At 56.4% G+C, this 20,750-nt stretch carries 18 protein-coding genes and 2 pseudogenes; 7 read left to right on the top strand and 13 right to left on the bottom strand.

Translation table 11 applies throughout. The annotated features are described in order from the left end of the window. Window positions 1–4: 4 nt before the first annotated feature. The 3 genes from JCM25354_RS22495 to pdxH form a co-directional block, all read right to left on the bottom strand. A complete protein-coding gene (locus JCM25354_RS22495) occupies window positions 5–487 on the bottom strand; it encodes a universal stress protein (RefSeq protein WP_243443995.1) in 483 nt (160 codons plus the stop codon). Between the two features lie 77 nt (window positions 488–564). Continuing rightward, window positions 565–891: a hypothetical protein gene (locus tag JCM25354_RS22500; RefSeq protein WP_243443996.1), complete on the bottom strand. Its 327-nt coding sequence runs from the start codon at window positions 889–891 to the stop codon at window positions 565–567. 65 nt (window positions 892–956) lie between these two features. Next, on the bottom strand, window positions 957–1,568 hold the full coding sequence (pdxH, locus tag JCM25354_RS09190; RefSeq protein WP_025885792.1) for a pyridoxamine 5'-phosphate oxidase: 612 nt from the start codon (window positions 1,566–1,568) through the stop codon (window positions 957–959). 141 nt (window positions 1,569–1,709) lie between these two features. On the opposite strand from pdxH, the gene fabI reads away from it, so the two are divergent. Continuing rightward, window positions 1,710–2,552, top strand: a complete 843-nt coding sequence (fabI, locus tag JCM25354_RS09195) for an enoyl-ACP reductase FabI (RefSeq protein ID WP_025885793.1) — start codon at window positions 1,710–1,712, stop codon at window positions 2,550–2,552. A gap of 1 nt (window position 2,553) precedes the next feature. Beyond that, window positions 2,554–3,654, top strand: coding sequence for a chorismate synthase (gene aroC / locus JCM25354_RS09200; protein ID WP_025885794.1), 1,101 nt, complete (start codon window positions 2,554–2,556; stop codon window positions 3,652–3,654). 50 nt (window positions 3,655–3,704) lie between these two features. Here aroC and JCM25354_RS09205 read toward each other — a convergent pair whose 3' ends face one another. After that, window positions 3,705–4,133 carry an OsmC family protein gene (locus tag JCM25354_RS09205; RefSeq protein ID WP_025885795.1) on the bottom strand — a complete coding sequence of 143 codons (429 nt, stop codon included), beginning with the start codon at window positions 4,131–4,133 and terminating at the stop codon, window positions 3,705–3,707. Between the two features lie 402 nt (window positions 4,134–4,535). Between JCM25354_RS09205 and JCM25354_RS09210 the strand changes: the two genes are divergently transcribed. The 3 genes and pseudogenes from JCM25354_RS09210 (at window position 4,536) to JCM25354_RS17920 (ending at window position 8,224) form a co-directional block, all read left to right on the top strand. Beyond that, entirely contained in the window at window positions 4,536–6,389 is a 1,854-nt protein-coding gene (locus JCM25354_RS09210; protein ID WP_084294704.1) for a ribonucleoside-diphosphate reductase subunit alpha, read from the top strand. Then, window positions 6,380–7,204 carry an META domain-containing protein gene (locus tag JCM25354_RS17915; protein WP_025885797.1) on the top strand — a complete coding sequence of 275 codons (825 nt, stop codon included), beginning with the start codon at window positions 6,380–6,382 and terminating at the stop codon, window positions 7,202–7,204. The genes JCM25354_RS09210 and JCM25354_RS17915 overlap by 10 nt, the downstream gene beginning before the upstream one ends. Continuing rightward, window positions 7,201–8,224: pseudogene (locus tag JCM25354_RS17920) on the top strand (ribonucleotide-diphosphate reductase subunit beta). Before JCM25354_RS17915 ends, JCM25354_RS17920 begins: the two are co-directional and overlap by 4 nt. A gap of 67 nt (window positions 8,225–8,291) precedes the next feature. Here the strand turns inward: JCM25354_RS17920 and JCM25354_RS09225 are convergent. Beyond that, window positions 8,292–9,158: a tRNA1(Val) (adenine(37)-N6)-methyltransferase gene (locus JCM25354_RS09225; protein ID WP_025885798.1), complete on the bottom strand. Its 867-nt coding sequence runs from the start codon at window positions 9,156–9,158 to the stop codon at window positions 8,292–8,294. Window positions 9,159–9,265: 107 nt separating this feature from the next. Here JCM25354_RS09225 and JCM25354_RS09230 point away from each other — a divergent pair, with 107 nt between their 5' ends. Beyond that, window positions 9,266–10,330, top strand: coding sequence for a polyprenyl synthetase family protein (locus tag JCM25354_RS09230; RefSeq protein WP_025885799.1), 1,065 nt, complete (start codon window positions 9,266–9,268; stop codon window positions 10,328–10,330). Between the two features lie 30 nt (window positions 10,331–10,360). Here JCM25354_RS09230 and murI read toward each other — a convergent pair whose 3' ends face one another. Next, entirely contained in the window at window positions 10,361–11,188 is an 828-nt protein-coding gene (gene murI, locus JCM25354_RS09235) for a glutamate racemase (protein WP_035447194.1), read from the bottom strand. A gap of 1 nt (window position 11,189) precedes the next feature. Beyond that, entirely contained in the window at window positions 11,190–11,942 is a 753-nt protein-coding gene (locus JCM25354_RS09240) for an orotate phosphoribosyltransferase (protein ID WP_025885801.1), read from the bottom strand. A 178-nt stretch (window positions 11,943–12,120) separates the two neighbouring features. Here JCM25354_RS09240 and JCM25354_RS09245 point away from each other — a divergent pair, with 178 nt between their 5' ends. Further along, window positions 12,121–12,357 (top strand): hypothetical protein, encoded by a 237-nt coding sequence (locus JCM25354_RS09245; protein WP_025885802.1) that lies wholly within the window; start codon window positions 12,121–12,123, stop codon window positions 12,355–12,357. A gap of 106 nt (window positions 12,358–12,463) precedes the next feature. On the opposite strand, the gene JCM25354_RS09250 is transcribed toward JCM25354_RS09245, so the two are convergent. The 6 genes and pseudogenes from JCM25354_RS09250 to JCM25354_RS09275 form a co-directional block, all read right to left on the bottom strand. Beyond that, the gene (locus JCM25354_RS09250) at window positions 12,464–13,780 is read right to left on the bottom strand and encodes a citrate synthase (RefSeq protein ID WP_025885803.1); all 1,317 of its coding nucleotides are present in this window, start codon (window positions 13,778–13,780) and stop codon (window positions 12,464–12,466) included. Window positions 13,781–13,820: 40 nt separating this feature from the next. Next, window positions 13,821–14,336: a SixA phosphatase family protein gene (locus tag JCM25354_RS09255; protein ID WP_025885804.1), complete on the bottom strand. Its 516-nt coding sequence runs from the start codon at window positions 14,334–14,336 to the stop codon at window positions 13,821–13,823. A gap of 15 nt (window positions 14,337–14,351) precedes the next feature. Then, complete coding sequence (locus tag JCM25354_RS09260; protein WP_025885805.1) at window positions 14,352–14,654, bottom strand: chorismate mutase; 303 nt, start codon at window positions 14,652–14,654, stop codon at window positions 14,352–14,354. Further along, window positions 14,647–15,360: pseudogene (locus tag JCM25354_RS17925) on the bottom strand (metallophosphoesterase). Before JCM25354_RS17925 ends, JCM25354_RS09260 begins: the two are co-directional and overlap by 8 nt. A gap of 93 nt (window positions 15,361–15,453) precedes the next feature. Continuing rightward, window positions 15,454–19,968, bottom strand: a complete 4,515-nt coding sequence (locus tag JCM25354_RS09270) for an AAA family ATPase (RefSeq protein ID WP_025885806.1) — start codon at window positions 19,966–19,968, stop codon at window positions 15,454–15,456. 127 nt (window positions 19,969–20,095) lie between these two features. Next, on the bottom strand, window positions 20,096–20,713 hold the full coding sequence (locus JCM25354_RS09275) for a thioredoxin domain-containing protein (RefSeq protein ID WP_025885807.1): 618 nt from the start codon (window positions 20,711–20,713) through the stop codon (window positions 20,096–20,098). Window positions 20,714–20,750: the final 37 nt, after the last annotated feature.

The raw sequence follows: 20,750 nt of genomic DNA on the forward strand, positions 1-20,750 counted from the left end.
AGACTCAACGGCTCATGAGCACGGTGATCCCTGCAGTTTCAAGGACATGACGTGTGGCCCCCCCGAGAATCATCTGACGCAGGCGCGAATGTGAATAGGCGCCCATCGTGAGCATATCGGCACCAAAATCGGCACAGGCAGCCAGAATGCCAGCCCCGACATCGCGTTCGATGCTCTTGAAGGCCCGGATTTCCGCATTGATGCCATGCAGTTTCAGATAGTCCTGTACCGTATCCGCCTCCGGACCGCGACGATGATAGTCAACGCTGGTCAGAATTTGCACGGCCTGCGCCTGTCTGGCGTAAGGTATGGCACCGCGCAGAGCTGAGGCAGCCTCGGCGGTCCCGTTCCAGGCAATACAGAGACGTGTACCAGAGGTCACGGGCGGACTGGGGGGAGCAATGACCAACGGGCACCCACTGTCATACAGCACTGCGTGAAGCACCTCGGAAGCACGGGCGTTATCATTGGGGCCAAGATGAGGCATCAGGGTGATGTCGGATAGTCGGGCACGCCAGGTTACGGCCTCATGTTCCGATCCTGTCAGGAATTCGAGCGAAGCGCTCAGACGGGATTCGGTGAGAGGGTCGTTTCTAGAAAACCGTGCTTGGGCTCGATATCATTTTCCTTGATAAAAGCATCGAATTTCAGGCGTACCTGCAGCATACGCCGATGGGCTTCATGCTCGGCGGCTTCCATCATTTCATTGATCATCGAACTGGACAGACCTTCGCCGGTCAGAGCTGCCATTTCGTTGGGATCATCTCCGACAAGCACAGCCGAGAGATGGGCATTGAAGGCACGGGCATGGATAAGTCCCACACGCAGAACGGCATCGATATTGCCCGCGCCGTTGAGCGGAACAAGGATGTTTCGGACGTCGTTGGCCATGAGGTTTCTCGCTATATCGTCGGTAAGAATACAAATCCGGGTCCGATTACGAACCGGGAGAAAAGTCAGGGATAAAGGCGGGTCACGGCCCAATCGTTTTCCTGTCGTGTCCAGGTTGCACGATCATGCATGCGATAGGGGCGGTCCTGCCAGAACTCGATCTGCCGGGGAACAAGCCTGAACCCGGACCAGTTCTCCGGTCGCTCGGGTTCCTTGCCTTCGAATTGTCTGGTGACCTGATTGATGCGCTCCTCGAATGTGGCGCGATCGGGCAGGGGGCGCGACTGGTCCGAGGCAATGGCACCGATACGCGAATTGCGACTGCGGCTTGCGAAATAGCGATCAGCTTCTTCTGCACTGACCGGCTCGACCTGCCCTTCAATACGGATCTGTCTGCGCAGGGATTTCCAGTGAAACAGGAGCGCGGCATGGGGATTGGCCTGGAGCTCACCCCCCTTGCGACTTTCAAGATTGGTATAGAACACGAATCCGGTCTCATCCGCACCCTTGAGAAGGATCATCCTGACAGAGGGCACGCCGCCGGGGGTTGCCGTAGCGATAGCCATGGCATTCGGATCGTTTGGCTCGCTGGCTTCGGCTTCTTTCATCCATTCTGCGAAGAGGAGGAAAGGATCGGCGTCGAGCGGTATGAGCGGTAAGCTGCTATCGGCGGGCATGGCAGGGAGCCTTCTGTTTGAAGTCGATCAGTCTTCGTCGCCTCTCTAACGTGTCGCGTGCAGACTTGTTTGCGCAGCGGGCATGTGCGACGTAACAGATCATTATTATTTCTTTTTCTGACATTAACCGGGATCTGCCTCATGTCCACCGCTTCGTTCGATCTCCCCACCGGGACGCTGATGACGGGCAAGCGCGGCCTTGTGATGGGCGTCGCCAATGACCGCTCCATCGCCTGGGCCATCGCTTCAGCCTGCGCCGCTCAGGGGGCGGAGCTTGCCTTTACCTATCAGGGCGAGGCACTGGGCAAGCGCGTGAAGCCTCTGGCAGAAAGCGTCGGTGCGTCTCTGGTTATCCCTTGCGATGTCGGTGATGACGCCGATATCGACCGTGCTTTCGATGAGATCGAAAAGGCATGGGGCAAGATCGACTTTGTTGTTCATGCCATTGGCTGGGCTGACAAGCAGTTCCTTCGTGGGCGCTATGTCGATACGCCACGTGATGCCTTTCTCAAAGCCATGGATATTTCCTGTTTCTCGTTTACGGCTGTAGCGCGTCGCGCAGCAGCCATCATGAATGAGGGTGGATCACTGCTGACTCTCTCCTATCTGGGAGCAGAGCGCGTTATGCCTCATTACAATGTAATGGGGGTGGCCAAGGCGGCCCTTGAGGCATCGGTCCGGTACATGGCTGCGGATCTCGGCAGGGATAATATCCGGGTCAATGCAATCTCGGCGGGGCCCATCATGACGCTGGCAGCGAATGGCATTGGCGATTTCCGCTATATTCTGCGCTGGAACCAGCTCAATGCGCCGATGGAGCGGAATGTATCGCTCAAGGATGTTGGCGGCGCCGGGCTGTATTTTCTTTCCGAACTTTCGTCCGGAACGACCGGAGAAATCCATCATGTTGACTGCGGCTATCATGTTGTGGGCATGAAGAATCCGTCTGCTCCCGATATCGCCGTCGTTTCATCAGAAGGCTGAGATGTCGGATAACAGTTTTGGAACGCTTTTCCGGGTCACGACCTGGGGAGAGAGTCACGGTCCGGCCATTGGCTGCGTGATCGATGGTTGCCCACCAGGCATAACGCTTTCCGAAGCAGATATCCAACCCTGGCTCGATCGTCGGCGGCCGGGCCAATCCAGGTTTACGACCCAGCGACAGGAAGCGGATCAGGTCCGCATCCTGTCAGGTGTTTTCGAGGGTAGGACGACAGGGACTCCCATTTCCCTGATGATCGAAAACACGGACCAGCGCTCGAAGGATTATACCGATATCGCCCAGCGTTATCGGCCGGGTCACGCAGACGTCACGTATGATTTGAAATACGGTCATCGTGATTATCGTGGTGGTGGCCGCTCATCGGCACGCGAGACCGCTTGTCGGGTGGCAGCAGGCGGTGTGGCACGTCGGGCCATTACGGAGATTCTGGGTCAGGAAGCCAGTATTCGTGGCGCCCTGGTGCAGGTCGGTGGGCTTGCGATCGATCGTGCGCGCTGGGATTGGGATGAGGTGGCGAGAAATCCGCTTTTCTGTCCTGATCCTGTGACGGCAATCGAGTGGGAGGCTTTGCTTGCGGCCATTCGCAAGGATGGTTCGTCTATCGGGGCTCTCGTTGAAGTTGTCGCTGAGAACTTCCCTGCCGGTCTGGGCGCGCCACTCTATGGCAAGCTTGATGCCGATCTGGCTGCAGGCCTGATGGGTATCAACGGTGTCAAAGCGGTTGAGATCGGAGAGGGTCTCGGCGTTGCCGCATTGCGTGGCGAAGATAATGCCGATCCCATGCGTATGCATGAAGGTGTTCTGCATTTTGAAAGCAATCGTGCTGGCGGCATTCTGGGCGGCATCTCGACAGGACAGCCCATCCTTGCCCGTTTTGCCATCAAGCCCACCAGCTCTATTCTTGTCCCGGTGCCATCAATCAATCGACAGGGTGAGAATATCGACGTTATTACCAAGGGGCGCCACGACCCCTGTATCGGAATACGTGCGGTTCCGGTTGCCGAAGCCATGATGGCCTGTATCCTGCTCGATCATCTTCTGCGCGATCACGCCCAGAACAGCTGGCATCGTTACAACGATTGAGAGGCCCCCTTCATGGCAATCTGTAACTGCCATGAAGGGGGAGAGTTCTGTCAGGACAGGGTTGCCGACAGGGTAATCTCAGCTTTGAACAGCTGGGAGACCGGGCAGCCGTTCTTGGCTTTTGTGGCCAGCTCCTCAAATTTCGCCTGATCAGCACCCGGGACGCTACCCTTGAGGTCGAGATGAATCTTTGAGATCTCGAATCCTGAGTCGGTCTTGTCGAGCGACACGGTTGCTGTCGTTTCGAGGGAAGTGGCGGTCAGGCCGGCTTCACCCAGGATCATCGAAAGGGCCATGGTAAAGCAGCCTGCATGAGCAGCGCCAATCAGCTCTTCGGGATTCGTGCCCGGCTTGTCTTCGAATCGCGTATTGAAGCCATAGGGCTGGCTCGACAAGGCGCCGCTCTGGGTTGAGATGCTGCCCTTGCCGTCTTTCAGGCCACCGCTCCACTGGGCACTGGCTGTTTTCTTGATTGTCATACGCATTCTCCTGATGTTCCGGGCCCCTAGCGGACCTGCTGCCTAGCCAACGCGGCGTGCACCCAAAACGTTCACCGGAATGGTTGTGACTTCATTGTCACTCCCGTGCAGGGAGTAAACAAATCGCCTTCCAGGAACTCTATGTTCTTCAAGGGCTTCCTGTCCTGTCAACACCATATGTAGTGCCGGGCGCTAAATTTAACCCGATATATTGCTTGTATCGGGGGTGGGTCTTGAGCCAAGAGGACACTCGGAATTTGAGATCTTGATCTCGGTTTGATCTTGGGGAGATGGCCGGTGAGCCTGCTAGACGACACGACAAGTGAGACTGTTTCTGCGTCTGCCGACGTCCTGCCCGAGCCTTGCGCTCGTGCACCACAGGAGATCGAGTCAGAGCCTGACATGTTCGATGACGTGGTGCAGCTTGAAGGCCACCACGCAGTGCGCGTCAACCGTTCACGTGATGCGCTTCTGACAGATTTCGGCCGGGCCACGCTCGATAACCGTTATCTTCTGCCGGGTGAGCATTATCAGGACCTGTTCGGTCGGGTTGCTTCCTATTATGGCGCTGATGCGGCCCACGCCCAGCGTCTGTATGACTACATTTCGCAGCATTGGTTCATGCCTGCCACGCCGGTACTGTCCAATGGTGGCACCACGCGGGGTCTGCCGATCTCCTGCTTTCTAAACGAGGCGGATGACAGTCTGCGTGGAATTGTCGATCTGTGGAATGAAAATGTCTGGCTTGCCTCAAAGGGCGGCGGCATTGGTTCCTACTGGGGCAATCTGCGCTCGATTGGTGAAAATGTCGGCAGAAACGGCAAGACCTCGGGTGTTATTCCGTTCATCCGTGTCATGGACAGCCTGACCCTGGCTATTTCACAGGGCTCGCTGCGTCGTGGTTCTGCTGCTGTCTATCTGCCTGTCTGGCATCCGGAGGTTGAAGAGTTCGTTGAGATGCGTCGTCCTACGGGAGGCGATCCGAACCGCAAGGCTCTGAACCTGCATCATGGTGTTCTTATCACGGATGATTTCATGCGCGCCGTCGAGCAGGACGCGGAATGGGGTCTGCGTTCGCCGAAGGACATGTCCGTTATTCGCAGCATCTCTGCGCGCCAGCTCTGGATCCGGATTCTTACGGCGCGTATGGAGCAGGGCGAGCCCTATATCATCTACTCCGATCATGTGAACAAGGCGCGTCCCGAGCATCACAAACTTGCCGGACTGGAGGTCAAGACCTCCAATCTCTGCGCCGAAATCACGCTGCCCACCGGGCTTGATCATCACGGCAAGAACCGCACGGCCGTATGCTGCCTGTCCTCGCTCAATCTCGAAACCTGGGATGAGTGGAAGGACAACCCGCAATTTGTCGAAGACGTCATGCTCTTCCTCGATCGCGTGTTGCAGGACTTCATTGATCGTGCACCGGACGATATGGAACGCGCCCGTTACGCCGCCATGCGTGAGCGGTCGGTCGGTCTGGGCGTGATGGGATTCCATTCCTTCCTTCAGGCCCGGAACATTCCGTTCGAAAGCGTGATGGCGCGCGTATGGAACAAGCGTATCTTCGAGCAGATCAAGACCCAGGCTGACGCGGCATCAAAGCATCTCGCAGAAGTTCTGGGCCCGTGCCCCGATGCCGAGGAATACGGCTTCATGGAGCGGTTCTCGAACAAGATGGCGATTGCGCCGACAGCCTCGATCTCGATCATCGCTGGCAATGCGAGCCCTGGTATCGAACCGATCTCTGCCAATGTGTTCCTGCAGAAGACGCTTTCCGGCTCTTTCACCGTGCGCAACCGCCATCTGTTCAAGCTTCTGGAACAGAAAGGTCAGAATACCGACGCTGTCTGGTCTTCCATCACGCTGAACAAGGGGTCGGTCCAGCATCTGGATTTCCTCACGCAGGATGAGAAGGATGTCTACAAGACGGCCTTCGAACTGGATCAGCGTTGGGTGATCGAGCATGCGGCTGACCGTGCACCCTTCATCTGCCAGGCACAGTCGATCAATGTGTTCCTTCCGGCCGATATCCACAAGCGCGACCTGCATCAGATCCATTATCTGGCATGGAAGCGCGGCGTGAAGTCTCTCTATTACTGCCGTTCTCTCTCGATCCAGCGTGCTGATGCCGTGAGCGATATGGCGCTCAAGACCAATATTCTTGAAGAAGAAGACTACAGCTCGAATACTGCGGAAGCTGCCAAAAAGCCGAGAGAGACCACGAGCTACGAGGAATGCCTGTCATGTCAGTAAAGGCATTCGCGATTGCAGCCCTCGTATTGGGGACTATGCCTACGGTAATACTCCCCGGGGTAGCGCAGGCCGATGAGATACAACCCGACCTGTCCACAGTGGTGCGAGGCGCGGTTACGGTCAAAGGCAGGACAGATCTGCCAGAAGGTACCCGGCTCGCCGTGATGCTTGAGGATGTCAGTCTTGCCGATGCCCCGGCCGTGACACTCAGCAAGACGGTATTTGCTCCCGTCGGGACCCAGGGTTTCGGTTACGCGCTCTCCTACGATCAATCGTCTCTCAAGCCTGGTCATCGCTATATGTTGCGAGCAGAAATACGGGCAGGAGACCGGCTGCTCTACACCAGCAAGGAGGCCGTCATTGCGACCGGGGCGGTACCTGAACAGCATGAGATTGTTGTTGAGCCGGTTTCAGCGTTATTGCCGGTAGCGTTGGTCGGAAGCTGGACAATCGACAAGATCGGTGAAAACCGGACAGCTCCCGAGGCACCGGCCGTTATTGTTTTTGGTGCTGATGGCTCTCTATCCGGTACAGCTGGCTGTAACCGCATGATGGGACATGTCACTGCAACGGAACATGATCTTTCGTTCGGGCCGGTTGCCGGTACACGCATGGCATGTCCGGGTGTGCGGATGGCCCAGGAAACAGCCGTTTTCACGGCGTTTGATCAGGTCAAGACCTGGTCTCTCCAGAAGGGAAACCTGCTGCTCGTCGATGCACAGGGTAATACAGTCCTGACACTTGCTCCGGAAAAGAATGCACAGCATCCGGCAGGAAACCATTCCAGGCACATCAGAAACAGGAAAAGCCAATGAGCGAGACAAAGAACCAAGGCGCTCCCCTCGCCGAGGAGCAGCATTTCGATCTCATGACCGCCAATCCGGTCTATAAGCCTTTCCGTTACCCATGGGCTTATGACGCATGGCTGATCCAGCAGCGTGTGCACTGGCTTCCGGAAGAAGTGCCGCTGGCCGATGACGTGAAAGACTGGCATCGCACGTTGAGTGAAGGTGAGCGCCATCTGGTAACGCAGATCTTCCGTTTCTTTACCCAGGCCGATGTCGAAGTGAACTCGGCTTATATGAAGTATTACAGTCAGGTCTTCAAACCGACTGAAGTGCTGATGATGCTGTCATCGTTCTCGAATATCGAGACGATCCATATCGCGGCCTATTCGCATCTCCTCGATACGATCGGTATGCCGGAAACCGAATATTCGGCCTTCCTGAAATACAAGGAGATGAAGGACAAGTATGATTTCATGCAGTCCTTCAACATCAATAACAAACGCGAAATCGCCAAGACCATGGCGGCGTTTGGCGCCTTCATGGAAGGGCTTCAGCTTTTTGCCTCCTTTGCGATCCTTCTGAATTTCCCGCGCTTCAACAAGCTCAAGGTATGGGGCAGATCGTGTCCTGGTCAGTGCGTGACGAGACGCTGCACTGCCTGTCGATGATCCGTCTGTTCCGTACGTTCGTGCGCGAAAACAGCGAGATCTGGACCGAAGATTTCCGTAATGAGCTCGCTGAGATCTGTGCGACGACGGTCGAGCACGAAGATGCATTTATTGATCTCGCATTCGAGATGGGTGATGTGGAAGGCTGAGCGCCGACCAGGTGAAGCGTTATATCCGTTTCATTGCCGATCGTCGTATGACCCAGCTTGGTCTCGACCCGTTCTATGGCATTGAAGAGAACCCGTTGCCCTGGCTTGATGACATGCTCAATGCTGTTGAACATGCCAATTTCTTCGAAAATCGTGCGACTGAATATTCCCGTGCCTCTACCACAGGGTCGTGGGAAGAAGCTTTTGAAGCGGATGTTTTCGCTTCCTAAATATAGGGAGGGGGAGGACAAAAGCGCCTCCCTGTTTCAGCGAAGTCAGAAGAACTCCGTTACGGGCTCAGGGTAATGCCCTGGCCTGGCGAAGAATGGCGTCGCTCTGGGTCGTGTAGCCACCCTCATCGTGATGCAGCACAAGGCCAGGCAGAAGGGTAAACATCCCTCTGCCGCTTTGGGTAGCGCGGAGAAGAACGATCTTGGCTGATCGCCCCTGCTTGGGCCATAGCGGCAAGAGGGTGAGGCTTCCGAAAGCTGACTGACGCAGCACCTCGCAGGCCCGGTCTATCACTGCAGCTGGCAGGGCGAGAGTCAGGGTACCTCCAGGTATTACCCAGCGTGACAGTGTCGCGATCCATTCCTCCCAACCGCCTTCAGGCATTGTCATGGCAAGACGTCGTCGGGCGTCGCTGGCTCCTGTATGATCAGCCGGATGCCAGGGAGGATTGGCCATGGCGTGATGAAAACGGCCATTCACTCCGGGTGTGAGATGCCGAAGGGCAGAAGGAACATCGGGAATACTGCCATGCAGGATCCTTACCCGCCCCCCGCAGTCATTATCCTGCATGTTCTGTGTTGCAAGCCGGGCTGTCGCCTCATCGGCTTCCAGCCCCACCCCGGTGACGTCGGGACAGCGTGTCGTGAGGCAAAGAAGTCCGGCTCCTGCACCACAGCCAGCCTCGAGAACACTTTGTCCAGGCTGTGACGGGACGAAAGCCGCCATAAGGACGGGTTCAATTCCAGTGCGATATCCCTGGACAAATTGTCTGTAGCGTACGCGACGGTCGAGCAGATATCCTTCCATTGTCTTGTCTGTAGTGACGGCAGCCGCCCCAGCTTTTAGGGAGGCCGGGTTGACCGGAGCGGTCCTGCCGCTCATATGGTTTTGACTGTCAGAGGGCTGGTTCTCCGGCCAAGCTGGGTCATGCATGAAAGTCGGTTTCTGCCTTGGTATGTTCCTGTGCCGGGCTAGACGCCGACTCGTGTCTTATACTGCATCAGGGTCGTCAGTGGCCAAGTAGGAAGTGGAGAGTTGCCTTGGGTGGTGCCGACAGCCTGACCGATAAGAAGGCGCAGGAACAGAAAAATGTAGCCGGCCCGGCTGGTGGAGAACGTTCTGCCCTGAATGCGCTCTCTGATTTTCTCCGTGAAGACATGGAAGCCTGCAATCGCGAAATTGTCGCACGTATGCAGAGTCCGGTACCGCTGATACCTCAGCTTGGGGCCCATCTGGTGGCGGCAGGCGGCAAAAGACTGCGACCGCTTCTGACACTCGCCTCGGCCCGGCTGTGTGGCTATGAGCCCTCCGCCCTGAACCAGCGTCATGTCGGCCTCGCTGCCTGTGTGGAGTTCATTCATACGGCTACGCTGCTCCATGATGATGTTGTCGACGAAAGCACGCTGCGTCGTGGGCTGGCATCGGCCAATGCGGTTTTTGGCAACAAGGCGTCGGTTCTCGTCGGTGATTTTCTCTTCGCCCGTTCATTCCAGCTTATGACTGCAGATGGTTCCCTGAAGGTGATGGCCATTCTCTCAGCGGCCTCAGCGACCATTGCCGAGGGTGAAGTGCTGCAAATGGCAACGCAGAACGATCTCTCCACTCCCATCGAGAAATATCTTGAAGTCATCCACGGCAAGACGGCGGCTCTTTTCGCCGCTGCCTGTCGTGTTGGTGCTGTCGTGGCAGACCGATCGGAACAGGAAGAAGCGGCTCTTGATGCTTACGGGACCAATCTCGGCATGGCTTTCCAGCTCGTCGACGACGCGCTCGACTATGCCGCCGATCAGCAGGTTCTCGGCAAAACGGTCGGTGATGATATGCGTGAGGGCAAGATCACTTTGCCGGTTCTTGCTGCCTTTCAGGCTGGTGACGAGAGCGAACGCGCCTTTTGGCTGCGTGTGATCGAGACCGGAGAACAGACGGAAGACGATCTGCCCCATGCACTCGCCCTGATCGAAAAACGGGGTGCGATCCAGACTACGCTGGATCGTGCACGTCTCTATGCTGATGCTGCGATAGAGGCCTTGTCTGTGTTCCCTGATAGTCCGATCCGCAGGCTGATGAGTGACGCGGCTTCCTACACGGTCAGCCGCGCCAATTGACGCGATGTGCCTCGATCAGAGGCCGTCTTTTCAGGACGCGTCCACGTTTTCCAGCACAGTGATGTCGTCATAGCCCAGACGTGCAATGGCCCGTTTCAGGGCCACGCTGTCGACGGGATGGCCAGTGAGGGTCAGGGTTTCAGGACGATCTTCCCGTTCCGGACAGACTGTCTGCATCGCAAGAATGCGGCCAACCTGCTGTGCGACCGGAAGAGCCGGATCCAGCAAATGAATTTCGGGTGGGCATAGACGCCGGAAGGATTCGGTCAGAAAAGTGTAATGCGTACACCCAAGACCGATCGTATCGATGCGGTTTCCCATGGGCGCTTCGAAAAGATGACGAAGCTCTTCAGCAACAAGCGCATCATCGACCGGATATCCAAGAAAAGCCTGCTCTGCCAGATCTGCCAGAGCGCGTGCCCCATGGACGATCATTTCGCAATCGGCTGCGTAGCTGTCGCGCAGGCTGCGCAGATAGGGGCGTCGCGCCGTGCCTCTTGTAGACAGAAGGCCAAAGACCCGACTCTGAGTGACGCGGGCTGCCCAGCGCACAGGCGGAACGCAACCGACGAACGGAACGTCGAAGTTTTGCCTTAGCGCATCAAGGGCAATGGTACTGGCCGTATTGCAGGCGATCAGAACGACATCGGGGCGGAGTCGAGCAATCCGTTCCCCTATGAGCGAAACAAGACGTGTCACGAGCAGGGTGTCTTCCTGCTCGCCATAGGGAAACAGCGCGTTATCTGCCAGGTAGTCGATCCGTGTGTCTCCAGGCAGTGTCGAGCGCAAGGCCTGCACGACACCCAGACCACCTATTCCTGAGTCAAAAGCGAGGACACGCCCCGAAGGGAAGGGCAAGTCAGCCTTCCGCCTTCGCCTTTAGCGCAGCGGCCTCTTCGGCACTGCCGACGCCACCATGGGCGCGGGACCATCCACACGGATCTTCGAGGAAGCGACGCACTTCGTGGATATCGCTTTCGGAAAAGTAATCGGCGCCGGAACAGGCTTCCAGCACATCCCACCAGGTGCAGAGCGAATGCAGCGAGACATTCATATCTGCGAGGGTTTTCTGTGCGCCAGGAAATACGCCATAGAAGAACACGACAAAAGTATGATCAATGATTGCTCCGGCTGCTCGCAATGCGTTGGCAAACCGAACTTTCGAGGCTCCATCAGTTGTCAGATCCTCGACGAGAAGCGTACGCATCGCTTCAGGCACATCGCCTTCAATCTGCGCATTACGGCCAAAGCCTTTGGGCTTTTTACGTACATAGGCCATGGGCGCCATCATGCGGTCGGCAATCCATGCGGCAAAGGGAATGCCGGCAGTTTCGCCGCCTACAACGCAGTCAATGCTTTCATAGCCGATATGACGACCGATCTTCTCGACGGCCAGTTCAACGATCTTGGCACGAGCGCGCGGAAAGAAGATGATCTTGCGGCAGTCGATATAGACGGGTGATTTCCAGCCAGAGGTCAACGTGTACGGATCTTCGGGGCGAAAATTGATGGCCTTTATTTCCAGCAGGATGCGCGCTGTTGTCAGCGCAGCATCCCGGTCCCACTGTGTCTGACGGATTGCGCCACCATTGATCTCGTTGCTGAGAGCCATCTGTTTTCACTCCATGATCTTACTGGCGTGCAGGATTATCCGGCCTTTGCGATAAAAGTAAGAGAAATAAGAAGAGAAAATCCTCTCGTATTCGTTCGATAGGCGATGCTTGCATTTACCATTGGAAAAGCTTTAGAATGCGCCAATTGAAAATAATTCTCAACTAGGATCTGTTTGCGTGACTGTCGATCTAAACCGCATTACCCGAAAGTGCGAACGCGCTGTCATAACAGCGTATGAAGAACTGCGGGATGTGGGTCAGCCTGATATCCAGGCTTTTACCGCATGCACGACCCTGTATCGTATTCACCATCCTGAAGCTTCGCTCAATGAAGCGCGTCGTCTGGTGTCAGAGTGGATTGATCATCATATTGTCCGTCAGGACAAGGGTGAAACGCCTGGTTGTGATTGCTAGGTTCACTCTGATCCAGAGCATAATGAGATAACGCTTTCTGCAGTGTTGAGAGTAAAGAAAAAGCCGGAGAAATTCTCCGGCTTTTTTCATGGTCCGATGGGCGTTCTCAGCCGCGTCGGCAAAGTGGAACATAATCACGGCGTGACTCGCCAATATAGAGTTGGCGAGGGCGGCCGATGCGCTGACCTGGTTCCTCAATCATTTCACGCCACTGACTGACCCAGCCAACTGTGCGGGCTACAGCGAAGAGGACGGTAAACATCGAGGTAGGAATGCCCATCGCTTTCAGGATCAGTCCTGAATAGAAGTCGACATTCGGATAAAGACGTCTTTGCACAAAATAGGGATCGTTGACGGCAATACGTTCAAGTTCAGCGGCCAGATCAAACATCGGGTCATGCTTGAGGCCGAGCTCGGCAACGACCTCATGATAGGTCTGTTCCATGATCTTGGCGCGTGGATCGAAATTTTTGTAGACGCGATGGCCAAAGCCCATCAGGCGTACGCCGCTCTCTCGGTCCTTTACCTGAGCAATGAAGGACGGGATATTCTCGCGTGTGCCGATCTGGGCCAGCATGCTGAGAACGGCTTCGTTTGCCCCGCCATGAGCAGGGCCCCACAGGGCCGCAATACCGGCAGCGATGCAGGCAAAGGGATTGGATCCGGTGGAACCTACCAGACGTACTGTCGAGGTCGAGGCATTCTGCTCATGATCAGCATGGAGGATCAGAATGCGATCAATAGCCCGTGCCAGAACAGGGTTAACCCGATATTCCGCATTCGGACGGGCAAACAGCATTTTCAGGAAATTCTCTGAAAAGCTGAGACTGTTATCAGGATACACGAAGGGTTCGCCCATCGTATATTTGTAAGCCCAGGCAGCGATGGTGGGTACTTTTGCAATCAGGCGACGTGTCGCAAGATCACGAGCAGCCTCATTCGAGATATCGACAGAACCAGGGTAGAAAGCCGAGAGAGCTGCCACAGTGCCACAGAGAATGGCCATCGGGTGGGCATCGCGACGGAAGCCGTTGAAGAAATTGCGGATCTGCTCATGAAGCAGCGCCTGCTCCTTCAGATCCTGCTGGAAACGATCATAATCCTCCCGGCTGGGCAGTTCACCATAGACCAGAAGATAGGCAGTTTCGGTAAAGCTTGCTTCGGTCGCCAGCTGTTCGATCGGATAGCCCCGATGAAGCAATATGCCTTCATCACCATCAATAAAGGTTATGGCACTGCGACATGAAGCCGTCTCGCCATAGCCCGGATCGAAAGAGAACATCTGCGTCTCGGCAGTGAGCTTTCGAATATCGACTACGTCGGGGCCCAGAGTACCCTTGAGAATCGGGAAGCCGGCAGAACGCTCGCCTATGCTGAGAGTCGCCGTTTCGGAAGTGGATCCGTTTTTGTCGTGATCAGCCATGAATCTGCCTTAGGAATTTACTGCGGAAGAGGCAATCAACTTATGGGTGAAGTACAGCCCGCAATGTCGTCGTATTGGGGGAAAGACCCGCCCAGTCTGAAGCAACGTTGAAAACGGTCGAGGTGCCGGGTTCATAACCCTTCATCAATTCGCGAGCGATTGGTCCATCAACTGCGTTGCTTGCAAGATGGTGGCAGGTTTCCGCAATGGCCGGATTATGCCCAACAATAATGAGCGTCTTTATCGTCGAGGGTGTTTCGCGAACAAGTTCCAGAATGCCGTACAGATTGAGGTCGTACAGCGCTTCCATGCCATGGACGATACGTGAAGGAGGCAGGTGCTCGGCAATGGCCTGCGCTGTCTGTGTCGTACGTCTTGCGGTGCTGTGCCACAAATGGACGTCGGACAGGGGAATGTCAGCCTGTGCGATCCTGTCCCCCACAATCAGGGCATCCTGCTCTCCCTGTTGCGTAAGAGGTCTGTCCCGATCCGGTACACCGAGACAGTCCTGCGCGGCCTGCGCATGTCTGACAAGAATAAGATGATGCGCAGGCATGTCACGCTCCCCGGTTCAGCGCGGGCTTCGCCCGGCAATTGAGTCATGATGTCGGATCACTTCCCGTATGATGAAGGCAAGAAACTTTTCCGCGAAGTCAGGGTCGAGCCGCGCGGATACGGCCAGCTGCCTCAGTCTTTCAATCTGTCGTGATTCCCGTTCCGGATCGGCAGCAGGCAGGCCTGATCGTGCTTTCAGTTCTCCTACTGCCTGGGTCTGGCGAAAGCGCTCGGCAAGCATATGGATCAAGGCAGCGTCGATATTGTCGATACTCTGACGATGCTGTTCGAGGATCGTGCGTGTTTCTTGTTCAGACATCCAGATCAATCCAGGCAAGATGGCCGCCTTTTCCGGCGCCAAGGTCAGTAAAAATGGCGCGTCCGCCATTGCGTCCGTCGCGTATCCATGGACGACCATCAGTCGAGCGCGATCATGTCCGCAATAGACGACATGATCGGCGGGAATATGATCGATCCAGCGCAGTCGACGCTCCGGGTATCCGTCGGGCTGCATGCGCCCCGTTGTCTCGCCGAACAGGCGCGGGACAGAAGAGGGGTCATCGCACCCAGTGCAGGCGGCGGAGCTCGAAGAGCATATCGGTATGAAACCCGCCATGAACGAAGATAAGATTACCCTGCACAATCCAGGCAGGGGCTTCGGTGATTGCTTCGTAGGCGCGCTCGCGCAGACCGGCCTGCACCGGTCCTGAAAGCTGGTTCAGGGTCTCTTCCAGAGGTGGATCGCGGCGCAGCCGTCTTCCTTCCAGCGCACGACCAAGCTTGCGGTCATGATTGCCGAGGATAAACATACCACGCCCATCGTCAATCAGGTCGAGCATGAGACGTAATGTTCCGGCGCTGTCAGGTCCATGATCGATCAGATCGCCAAGCTGGATGATAAATCGATCCGTCGCGACAGCATGTTCGAATGCGGTAAGGTCTCCATGCACATCTCCCACCACGCGTAAACCGCGACCGGCGCTCAGCGTCGTCAGGTCAGGGAGATAAGGAGGAACAAAGGAAATCGGCTCGGCCTTTCCGGACTATGTCGTCAAACGTGCATTATGGGCGCCAATGGCAGGAAAACACAATAAAGACATGGTTATAACGGGTATCGATCACGTAGCTACAGCAAGAGAACCCGTTTCGGCGAAAGAGGTTGCCAGAGAGAGATCGACCGAGAGAACCTGACTGACCCCGCGTTCCTGCATCGTCACGCCGAAAAGTCGGTCCATATGCGCCATGGTCAACTGATGGTGGGTAACGATCAGGAAGCGTGTCTGGGCCTCCTCGGTCATATCCCTGAGTAGTCCGCAGAGACGCTCGACATTGGCGTCATCGAGGGGGGCATCGACCTCATCGAGAATACAGAGTGGTGCAGGCTGGCATCGAAAGGTTGCAAAGATCAGCGACAGAGCGGTGAGAGCCTGTTCACCGCCGGACAGAAGTGAAAGGGTTGACAGTTTCTTGCCCGGTGGCTGGGCGAAGATCTCCAGCCCGGCTTCAAGCGGGTCGTCGCTGCCCACCAGACCCAGATGTGCCTTGCCGCCATTGAACATGCGCGCGAACAAGGATTGGAAATGGCGATCAACTTCAACGAAAACGGCCTGTAAACGCTCGCGTCCCTCTTTCTTGAGCATAGTGATCGAGCCCCGCAGGCGACCAATTGCCGAGGTCAGTTCATCATGTTCTCGTGCCAGATGATCTGACTGGGTGCGTGCCTCGCCGTATTCTTCCTCGGCCAGAAGATTTACAGGGCCAAGCGCCTCGCGCTCTTTCTGGTTACGGGCAAGACGCCTCTTGAGGGTTGTCTCGCTCTGCTCTGTCAGTGGGAGATCGAAACCCTCTTGCGATATGGTGTTTCTGGTATCTTCAAGTTTTTCGAGCTGTGCGCATGCCTGGGTGAGGCGTTCCTGCAGGCGAATAGCGTTTTCGCGCGCTGAGGCTGAGCGTGCTTCTGCCTGTCTGCGCGTTTCGGCAAGCGCTTCCAAGGCGGATTCGATACCCGCCAGCGCCGAGGCTGCACTGCTGAAAGCATCTTCAGCGTTTTCGAGCGCTGAGATTTCCTCTACCGAGGCCATTTCGAGACGTGTTTCCTCGTCCCTTTTCGAGGAGAGTCCCTTTTCACCTTGAGTGAGCCGTTCTTGCAGTCTTGTCAGATCGTCCTGCAAGGTCGAACAGAGAGCCTCGTTTTCGCTGAGACGCAGACCAAGCTGCTCTTTCTCCTGTGTTATTCGTTCCAGAGAGATTTCAGTCTCACGCAACGCCTCACGTGTTTTCTGATCGGTCGCCCGGCAGTTTGCCTCATTGGACTGGGCTTCTCTGACCTCACGCTCCAAAGGGGAAAGGTCTGGAACAGGGGCAAGGTGAACACGCTGTTTTTCAGCTTCCGCAAGTGCTTTCTGTACTGCCTGATGCTGCGGTGTAAGAGCTGAAAGGCGGCTCGTCAGACTCAGCCTGAGATCACGCTGGGCCTGTAACGCCTTACTGGCCGTGCCGATCTCCTTGCCGAGGGTATCAACGATCTGGCGCGTTGCGACCACTCTTGCTTCGAGTGCACCGAGAGCATCACGCTGCGTATTCAGGGCCTTCTGACACGTCGTCAGATAAGCCTTGTGGTCTACACGGTTCAACCGGTCCTGCTGGCTTTCAAGCTCAGCCTGATCCTCTCGCGCCTGGGCCAGAGCCGCGTCAAGCGTGCGCGCTTTTGTTGCATCAGACTCCTTCTGCAATCTGAGTCGCGTGGCCTTTTCCTGCGCATCACTACAGGCGACCTCAAGATGTCTGACCCGTTCCATGGTCTGCTCGGCTGCGAGATGGCTACGGGTCAGTTTTTCCTGTGCTGCACTTTTCTGTGTCTGGATCGTTTCTTCTGCGGCTAGGGAAGCAAGCGCCTCACGTGCTGTCGCGACACGTGAGGCCATCTCATTGAGTTGTATGATGACTTCGTCGCGATTCTGTGCAAGCCGGTCATGCTGACTGCTGAGTTGTTCCTGTTGGGACACAAGAGCGGTTTCTGACTGACGGCAGGTTTTCAGTCCGGCCTCTTCCTGCTGTAGCGTTTCCCGCAGGACTGTGAGCTGGGTGGTCTGAGCCTGTTCCTGCTGTGAGAGAGCTTCGACGTTTTGGGTCAGGGGCAGAAGCGCTTTTTCCAGGGCGTCGATATCGGCGTTCAATGCGCGTAATGATGCAAGTTGCTCGACACGATTCAGCGCATTGGAGGTCAGATTGCCCGCTTTGCGATAGCCATCCCAACGCCACAAGGCGCCCTCCCTGCTCACAAGGGACTGGCCCGGAAGCAGTCTGTTCTGAAGAGCAAGAGCCGTTGCAGAGTCTTCCACCAGTCCGATCGCTTTCAGACAGCGAGAGAGCGTGGGGGGAAAGCCCAGCAATGAGGAGAGAGGAAGAGACGGTTGAGGGAGGGGGAGCGCTTCGATGGGCGGAAGCAGTGCCCAGGCGCGTTCCTGCACCTCATCAAGGGAGGCATTCAGCGTTTCATCAAGTGCCGAAGCAACGGCGCGTTCAAGCCCTGGTGGGATGATGAGCGTGTCAATCAGGGGAGAGGGCAGAGCCTCGGTCTGTTGTGTGGCGACAAGGGCTTCATGACGTGCGCGCAAGGCCAAGGCTTTGGCCTCTATGTCACGACGCTCTTTCTCACATGTTTCAAGCTCTTGCCGGGTTCGATGACGGTCGTGTGATAGCGTCTCGCTTTGCAGATGAAGAGAAGCGATACGTGCTTCTGTTGCTTCACGGGCCATACGGGCGTTGTTGAGTTGACCCGGATCCGCATTCTGGGCCTCGAGTTCTGCCCATTGAGAGGCGATCCCGGCAATCTGATTTTCGTGGCGTGCACAGGCGTCCTGTGCCTGGGCATACTCACGCTCCAGAATTACCCGCTGTCGGCTGAGGCTCTGCGATTCTGCCTCAATCTGGGAAAGCTCGTGCTGGTGCTCATTCAGAGCCAGTCTGGTCTGCTCAGCCGCGTCGCGGGCTTGATCGCGCTCGGCCAGCAACTGCTGGGCCTTTTCATCGTAAGCAGAAAGCGTTTCCTCACTGAGTGAGGCTTCCGCCAGTGAGGCAAGCTCGGCCTCATGGGCGATACACTGGGTGCCAAGGCTCTGGAGGCGAAGATTGAGGCGTTCCAGGGCGTCACGCGTCCGTTCGGCTTCAGCACTTGCACGACTGACCTCCTGTTCTGCCTGAGACGTGGCCATGCGTGCTTCCTGATGAGCACGGGTCAACGTCATCAGCTCTGCCTCGGCGTCTTTGCGTTGGTGCCGTTTGCTATCCAGAACGCTTTGCAAAGAATGCAAAGTTGTTTCGTCAGGGAGTTTGGCATTGATCTCCGCAAGTGCCGTTGCGAGCTGCTTTTCCTGAAGTTCAAGTGTCGCGATACGGTGTGTGAGGCTCTCGTGTTCTGTCTGCAGCGATTGAGCGGCCAGTCGCTGGGTTACCAGTCTGTCAGTGAGAGCCTGTCGTTTCTCTTCTGCTGCGCTCAACGCCTCTGTGCTTGATCGGGCCAGAGCGCTCAGCTCAACATGTTTGCCCGGCAAATCACTCAGCTGGCTGTCCAGCGCTGTTATTGCGGTAGTCAGAACTTCCTGCCGTGACCTCGTTTCCTCAAGGCGGGAGAGAGCGAGTACCTGATCGGCCTCAAGCTGGTTCAGATGCTGGGCGCTTTGTTCGGACGCATTGCGGGCCTGGGTCAGGGCCTCACGCGTGGTCTCTGTCGATACCCGTTTCTTGTCACGGGCCTCACGCAGGGTTTCGACCTGTTCGCGAAGCGAAAGAATACGATTTTTTTGCGAGGTACCTTCCTGCTCAGCCTGCCGGGCAGAAGCAGCCGATTCGTCACGTTCTGCCTCTGCTGCATGCAGCTGGGCAGCAGTTCGCTCGACAGATTGCTCAGCACGCCTGAGGAGGAGCCATGCAAGTGCCGCTTCATCGTCACGGATTGTTTCTGACAGACCGCGATAGGCGCGCGCCTGGGCTGACTGGGTTTCGAGTTGCTCGAGTCTGATCTCGATCTGCTGGCGAAGATCTTCCGATCGTTCCATATTGCCTTCAGCCTGACGCAGCTTGAGCTCAGCGTCATGGCGTCTGGCATGCAGGCCAGTGATTCCTGCCGCTTCCTCAAGCAGTGAGCGGCGTTCCTCGGGTTTTGCACTGATGAGTGCAGCGACGCGGTTCTGGCTGACAATGGATGAGCTTCTTGCCCCCGATGACAGATCGGCAAAAAGCGTGGTGATATCGCGCGCGCGCAGCGGACGACCATTGAGACGGAAATCGCTGCCTGAACCACGCTCTGCGCGTCGGCAGATTTCGAGCGCATCGGAGTCGGCGAAAGGGGGAGGGGCGAGGCCAGTCGCTTCTTCAAGCCAGAGCGTTACTTCAGCCAGAGAGCGGGCTGAACGAGCGCTCGTTCCTGCAAAAATCAGGTCATCGAGTTCCCCACCACGCAAGGCTCGGGCGGAACTCTCTCCCATTGCCCAGCGCAGGGCTTCGACAACATTGGATTTACCGCATCCGTTGGGTCCAACAATGCCGGTCAGTCCTGGGAGAATGTCAATCGTTGCTGGATCGGCGAAACTTTTGAAACCCGCTATCCGCAGGCGCGTGATCTTGGCTGACATACGCGAAAAGCGGGGTCCTCTATGGTAAGCACACGGGCCCTTTATCGGGCAGCGGGCCTTGTGTGCAGTGCGTGGATGAGCCCTGACCTACGGCAAGGCTCGCCCGCGCATGTAGCCGAATCCGGTCTCAGCCGCCAGCCTTCCTGACCTGGGATTCGAATGCCTCGTAAGTCAGGAGTTCCTGATTGTAAGGCTGGTCGTTGAACATGAAGAACGGTGTGCCACCGATATTGTATTTTGCCTGATCGGCATCCTGCTGGGCGACGAGAGCCTGACGGAAGCTGTCATCGGCGTCGATCTTGGCAAATTTTTCGGCAGAAATGCCAGCCAGCGCGGCCATCTGCTGGATCTGCTTCTTGGGATCAATGTCACGGGCGAAAGCCCAGCGATCCTGGGTCGCCAGCATGGAGTTCACGAATGGTACATAGCGGTCGACGGGCAAGGAGCGTGCGACCATCGCGCCAAGAAGGGCGATCTGATCAAGCGGGAAGTCATGATAGACATAGAAAACCTTGCCCGTATCGATGAGCTTGGCTTTCACATCTTGAAAGACCGTCATTTCGAAATGCGCGCAATGGGTACAGGTGAGAGAAAACCACTCATTCACTGTAACTGGTGCTCTTGGATTACCGAGCGTGCGAGGCGTCAGGCGCTGATCCGTCGCCTGGGTGCCTTCAGCGCGGGCTTTCGACAGGAGGGCGAGGGCAGGGATCGCTGCCAGAAAACTGCGCCTGTAAACGGACATGGGAAACGCTCCTGCTGGATGATGTCAAAGTTTTGAA

It is taken from the genome of Asaia prunellae JCM 25354 (assembly GCF_000613885.1).
Taxonomy (GTDB): Bacteria; Pseudomonadota; Alphaproteobacteria; order Acetobacterales; family Acetobacteraceae; genus Asaia; species Asaia prunellae.